Origin of the sequence: Nocardioides sp. (assembly GCF_035703625.1) — a bacterium.
Classification (GTDB): Bacteria; Actinomycetota; Actinomycetes; order Propionibacteriales; family Nocardioidaceae; genus Nocardioides.
Window position 1 is genome coordinate 1 of sequence record NZ_DASSXS010000057.1, and the last position, 5,292, is coordinate 5,292.

The window sequence follows — 5,292 nt, forward strand, 5'->3', positions numbered from 1 at the left end:
GCCGGCTCGGTGCGGTTCCGGCTCCCCGAGGGGCCCGCTGCGGACGACGCGCGGGAGGCCGCGCGGGCGGCCGTGGGAGCCGGCGTACGGCGCATCGACGCCCGCCGCCGCGAGCGGGACCGGTTGGTGAAGCGGCACGGCGACCCGGCCCAGCAGCCCTGGATCTACCTGATCGTTGCGACCGGCGACATCTACGAGGACATCCCGCAGGCGCAGCAGGCCGCGCGGGAGGGCGCCGACGTGATCGCGGTGATCCGCTCGACCGGCCAGTCGCTGCTGGACTACGTGCCCGAGGGCGCGACCCGCGAGGGCTTCGCCGGGACGTACGCCACCCAGGAGAACTTCCGGCTGATGCGCGCCGCCCTCGACGAGTCGAGCAAGGAGCTCGGCCGCTACGTGCGGCTGACCAACTACGCGTCCGGGCTGTGCATGCCGGAGTTCGCGGCGCTGGCCGGCCTCGAGCGGCTGGACATGATGCTCAACGACTCGATGTACGGCATCCTCTTCCGCGACCTCAACCCGGTGCGGACCTTCGTCGACCAGCGCTTCAGCCGCCAGATCCACGCCCGGGCGGGAATCATCATCAACACCGGCGAGGACAACTACCTCACCACCGCCGATGCCGTGGAGGCCGCGCACACCGTCACCACGAGCCAGCTGCTCAACGAGTACTTCGCCAAGGAGGCGGGGCTCGAGGACTGGCAGCTCGGCCTGGGCCACGCCTTCGAGATCGACCCCGACCTCCCTGACTCGTTCCGGATGGAGGTCGCCCACGCGATGCTGGCCCGGGACCTGTTCCCGGACGCACCGTTGAAGTGGATGCCGCCCACCCGGCACATGACCGGCGACGTGTTCCGCGGCTACCTGCTCGACGGCTTCTTCAACCTCGTCGGCGCGCTCACCGGGCAGGGCATCCTGCTGGTCGGCATGATGACCGAGGCGGTGGTCACGCCCTGGATCTCCGACCGCGACCTCGCGCTGCAGAACGTCCGGTACGTGATCAACGCGGCCGGCAACCTGCACGAGGACTTCCACCCCGACCCCGACGGGTTCATCGTCGGCCGCGCCCGCCAGGTGCTGGGGGAGTCGATCGACCTGCTCGAGCAGATCCTCGACCACGACAGCGCGCATGAAGGGGGAGGCCTGCTGGACTCCATCGCCGACGGCACGTTCGGGCTGATGAAGCGTCCCGCCGACGGTGGCCGTGGGCTCGACGGCGTGGCCCGCAAGTCGCCGGCGTACTACAACCCGGCCACCGAGATCCTGGAGCAGAAATGACCGACTCACAGGACACGATTCCCCCACTCGAAGGTCGGGAATCCCCAACTCAACGGATCATCCGGCCCTACGGCGACACCACCGGCGACGGCATGGTCCAGGTGAGCTTCACCCTCCCCATGCCGCACTCCAAGGTCGCCGACGGGGCGGCTGCGCAGCTGGCCGGCAAGATGGGCATCGACCCGGCCCTGGTGGTGCACAGCAAGCCGATGGGGCCCGACTTCACGTTCTTCGTGGTCTACGGGCGGGTCAACCACCTCGTCGACGTGAGCAAGGTGGAGGTGGTCGAGCGCGACTACCCGCTGCTGACACCGCCCGAGGTCAACGCCGCCATCAAGCAGGCCCTGCGTCGCCGGCTGGTCGTGATCGGCGGGTGCATCGGGACCGACGCGCACACGGTCGGCATCGACGCGATCCTGAACATCAAGGGGTTCGCGGGGGAGAAGGGCCTCGAGTACTACCGCGAGCTCAAGGTGGTCAACCTCGGCGCCCAGGTGTCGGTCCCGGAGCTCGTGGAGCGGGCGCTGAAGGAGAAGGCCGACGCGGTCCTCGTCTCCCAGGTCGTGACCCAGCGCGACGCGCACCTGCTCAACACCCGGGAGATGTCGGCGGCCTTCCGCGAGGCCTACCCCGAGGAACGACGCCCGCTCCTGGTCGTGGGCGGCCCCCGGTTCGACGAGGCGATGGCCGCGGAGCTCGGCGTCGACCGCGTCTTCGCCCGCGGTACGACGCCCGGCGAGGTCGCCAGCTTCCTGGTGCACCGGATCGCCTCGGCTGCGGAGGTCTCGCGATGAGCGGGGCCGAGGTGGGACTGCGGATCGTCCACCGCCGCTACGTGCCGTACTCCCACGCCCACTACGCCGGACACCTGGTCGACGGCGCCTACAGCCTCGGGCTCTTCGGCGACGTGGCGACGGAGATGTGCATCCGCACCGACGGCGACGAGGGGTTGTTCGCGTCGTACTCCGACGTGCAGTTCCGCGCTCCGCTGCGCGCCGGCGACGTCGTGGAGGTGAGCGCGGAGATCGTCAAGGTCGGCTCCCGGTCGCGGGTCCTGGACTTCGCGGTGCACGTCGTGGCGCGTGGCGAGGCCACCGAGGAAGCCCCCGGAGCAGCCCGCGTGCTCGACCCTCCGCTGCTCGTGACGACGGCGACCGGCACCGTCGTCGTCCCCGGCTGAATCCCTCCCCGGCGTGTCCCGTGCGACACGCCGAGCCGAGTGGAAAATGTCGGATGTTCGGCAAACGGACGCCCGGCCTGTGACCTGCACTTTCGCGCGTCTGGGCAGGTCAGCGGCGTGTTGACAGCATCCCTGGTGGGAATGAAACTTGTGCCCAGTCCGCCCATGCAGATCGTGTTCGGCGGACCGACGTCCGAGTGGCTGTGTCGGGGGATGGGGCGCCACCACCCTTCCGACATTGTTCGCGGAGGTCGGTCCCGCTCCACGAGGTCGGACACGGAAGGGTCTTCGGTTCCCTAGACAACTTCCTGATCTCGGCAGCCAGTCGGTCTCGGGTCGGTCCGAAGGATCGGGGACCCTTCCGGACACTGCAGGCAGGTACCTTTTCAGCGTGCTCCTCCGGACCGGTGCCGCCCTCGTCGCGGGCGTCCTTCTCGCCCTGGCCTACGAACCGGTGGGCATCGCCTTCCTGATCCCCCTCGCGGTGGCCGGCTTCGTGCTCGCCACCCAGGGCCTGCCGGCCCGCCGGGGATGGGTTCCCGGCCTCGCCTTCGGCATCGGGTTCTGCTACGTCCTGATGTTCTGGATGCGCGTCGTCGGCATCGATGCCTGGCTGGCGCTCTCGGCGCTGGAGGCCTCCTTCTACGCCCTCCTCGGTGCGGCGGCCGCCGCCTTGTCCCGGCTCCGGCTCGCCCCGCTGTGGATCGCCTGCGCCTGGGTCGGCACCGAGGCGGTCCGGTCGACGTGGCCGTTCGGGGGGATGCCCTGGGGTCGTCTCGCCTTCGGCACCGCCGGCACGCCCTGGCAGGAGGCGCTGCCCCATGTCGGCCAGAGCGGCGTCAGTCTGCTGCTCGCCCTGCTCGGCTGCCTGATCGCCTGGGCGGTCCGCACCAGTGGCAGGACGCGCATCGTCTCCGCTGGAGCTGCCGCGGTCGTGCTGGCTGTCAGCTTGGCGCCCGCGCTGGCGCCCTACACCGTCCCGACCGAGGGCGAGCGCACGGTCGCCGTGGTCCAGGGCAACGTCCCGGGGGACGGCGACGACATCCTGCTCGACCACCGCCAGGTGACCCGCAACCACGTCGACGCCACGATCGCGCTCGCCGACGACGTCGCCGCCGGCGACGAGACCGAGCCCGACTTCATCCTCTGGCCGGAGAACTCCACCGCGGTCGACCCCTTCGCCGACGCGGGCATCAACGCGGCGATCCAGGAGGCCAGCGACGCCGTCCGCCGTCCGATCCTGGTCGGGGCGATGGTCGACGCCGGGACCGAGCACGTCCTGAACCAGGGGATCGTGTGGACACCCGGGACCGGGGCGGGCGACCGGTACACCAAGCGGCACCCGGTGCCGTTCGGCGAGTACATCCCGTGGCGCAGCGTCTTCCGGAGCAACTTCGGCCGACTCGCCCTCATCCCGCGCGACATGAAGAGCGGGACCCGGGTCGAGCCCATTGAGATCGCCGACACCTCGGTCGCGGACGCGATCTGCTTCGACGTCGCCTACGACGACGGGATCCACGCCCAGATCGAGGAGGGCGCCCAGCTGCTGGTCGTGCAGACCTCGAACGCGATGTTCATCAACACCAGCCAGATCGAGCAGCAGTTCGAGATCTCCCGGCTCCGGGCCGTCGAGACCGGGCGCTACGTGCTGGTCGCCGCGACCAACGGCGTCTCGGGGGTGGTGGCGCCCGACGGCACCGTGCTGGACCGGGCGGAACCCCGGACCCAGGCCGTGCTCACCGAGACCGTCGGACTCAGCACCGCGATCACGCCCGCGGTGTGGCTCGGACCCTGGGTCGGACGCGCCTGCGCGGGGGTCGCCGTGGCGGCGCTGTGCTTGGGTCTGCTCCCGTATCGTCGACGGCACAACAGGGGAGAGGAGGTGAGGCAGTGAGGTTCGAGTCCCTCGGCCGGATCGTCATCGTGATCCCGACCTACGACGAGGTCGACAACATCGCGGAAGCCGTTGCCCGCCTCCGTGCCGCCGTCCCCGAGGCCGACGTCCTCATCGTCGACGACAACTCCCCGGACGGCACCGGCGCGGTCGCCGACCGGCTCGCGGCCGAGGACGGCCAGGTCGACGTCCTGCACCGGCACGGCAAGGAGGGACTCGGCGCCGCCTACCTCGCCGGGTTCGGCCGGGCGCTGCAGTCCGGGTACGACGTCATCGGCGAGATGGACGCAGACGGCTCCCACCAGCCCGAGGAGCTGCCGCAGCTGCTGGAGGCGCTCGGCGACGCCGACCTGGTCATCGGCTCGCGCTGGATCCCGGGCGGGTCGATCGTCAACTGGTCCCGCGGTCGAGAGGCGATGTCCCGCGGCGGAAACCTCTACGTCCGCGCGCTGCTCGGCATCGACGTCTACGACGCGACGTCCGGGTTCCGCGTCTTCCGCAGCCAGACCCTGGAGAAGATCGACCTCGCCACGGTCCGGTCGGCCGGCTACGTGTTCCAGACCGACCTCGTGGCGCGGACCCTGGATGCCGGGCTGGTCGTGCGCGAGGTGCCCATCGAGTTCGTCGAGCGGGTGCGCGGTGAGTCGAAGATGAGCCCCCGTGTCGCCCTGGAGTCGCTCCGCCGGATCACCGGGTGGGGCCTGAGACACCGCTCGTCGCGACTCCGTGAGGCCGTCCGTCCACTGCGCGGGAGTCGGCCGTGAGGCCCTCCGGCCGGGGTCGGTGGATCAGGCTCGCACTGGTCGCCGCCTTCATCGGCGTGCCGCTCATCGAGATCTACGTGCTGATCCAGGTCGGCCAGGTCATCGGGCCGTGGTGGACGATCCTGCTGCTGATCGTGGACAGCCTCATCGGCACCTGGCTGATCCGTCGCGAGGGT

Annotated in this window: 6 protein-coding genes; all 6 read left to right on the forward strand. The window is 70.6% G+C overall.

Going from position 1 to position 5,292, the window contains the following annotated elements; genetic code table 11:
* Nucleotides 1–1,278, forward strand: a 1,278-nt coding sequence (locus VFN12_RS02585; RefSeq protein WP_325116997.1) for a lysine 5,6-aminomutase subunit alpha TIM-barrel domain-containing protein, incomplete at its 5' end; no start/stop codon positions are given.
* Complete coding sequence (locus VFN12_RS02590; RefSeq protein WP_325116998.1) at nucleotides 1,275–2,072, forward strand: OAM dimerization domain-containing protein; 798 nt, start codon at nucleotides 1,275–1,277, stop codon at nucleotides 2,070–2,072. The genes VFN12_RS02585 and VFN12_RS02590, both read left to right, overlap by 4 nt.
* Nucleotides 2,069–2,458, forward strand: coding sequence for a hotdog domain-containing protein (locus VFN12_RS02595; protein WP_325116999.1), 390 nt, complete (start codon nucleotides 2,069–2,071; stop codon nucleotides 2,456–2,458). Before VFN12_RS02590 ends, VFN12_RS02595 begins: the two co-directional genes overlap by 4 nt.
* A 391-nt stretch (nucleotides 2,459–2,849) precedes the next feature.
* Nucleotides 2,850–4,352, forward strand: coding sequence for an apolipoprotein N-acyltransferase (gene lnt, locus VFN12_RS02600; protein ID WP_325117000.1), 1,503 nt, complete (start codon nucleotides 2,850–2,852; stop codon nucleotides 4,350–4,352).
* Complete coding sequence (locus tag VFN12_RS02605) at nucleotides 4,349–5,116, forward strand: polyprenol monophosphomannose synthase (protein ID WP_325117001.1); 768 nt, start codon at nucleotides 4,349–4,351, stop codon at nucleotides 5,114–5,116. The genes lnt and VFN12_RS02605 overlap by 4 nt, the downstream gene beginning before the upstream one ends.
* The coding region (locus VFN12_RS02610) for an FxsA family protein (protein ID WP_325117003.1) at nucleotides 5,113–5,292 on the forward strand (180 nt) is incomplete at its 3' end. The genes VFN12_RS02605 and VFN12_RS02610, both read left to right, overlap by 4 nt.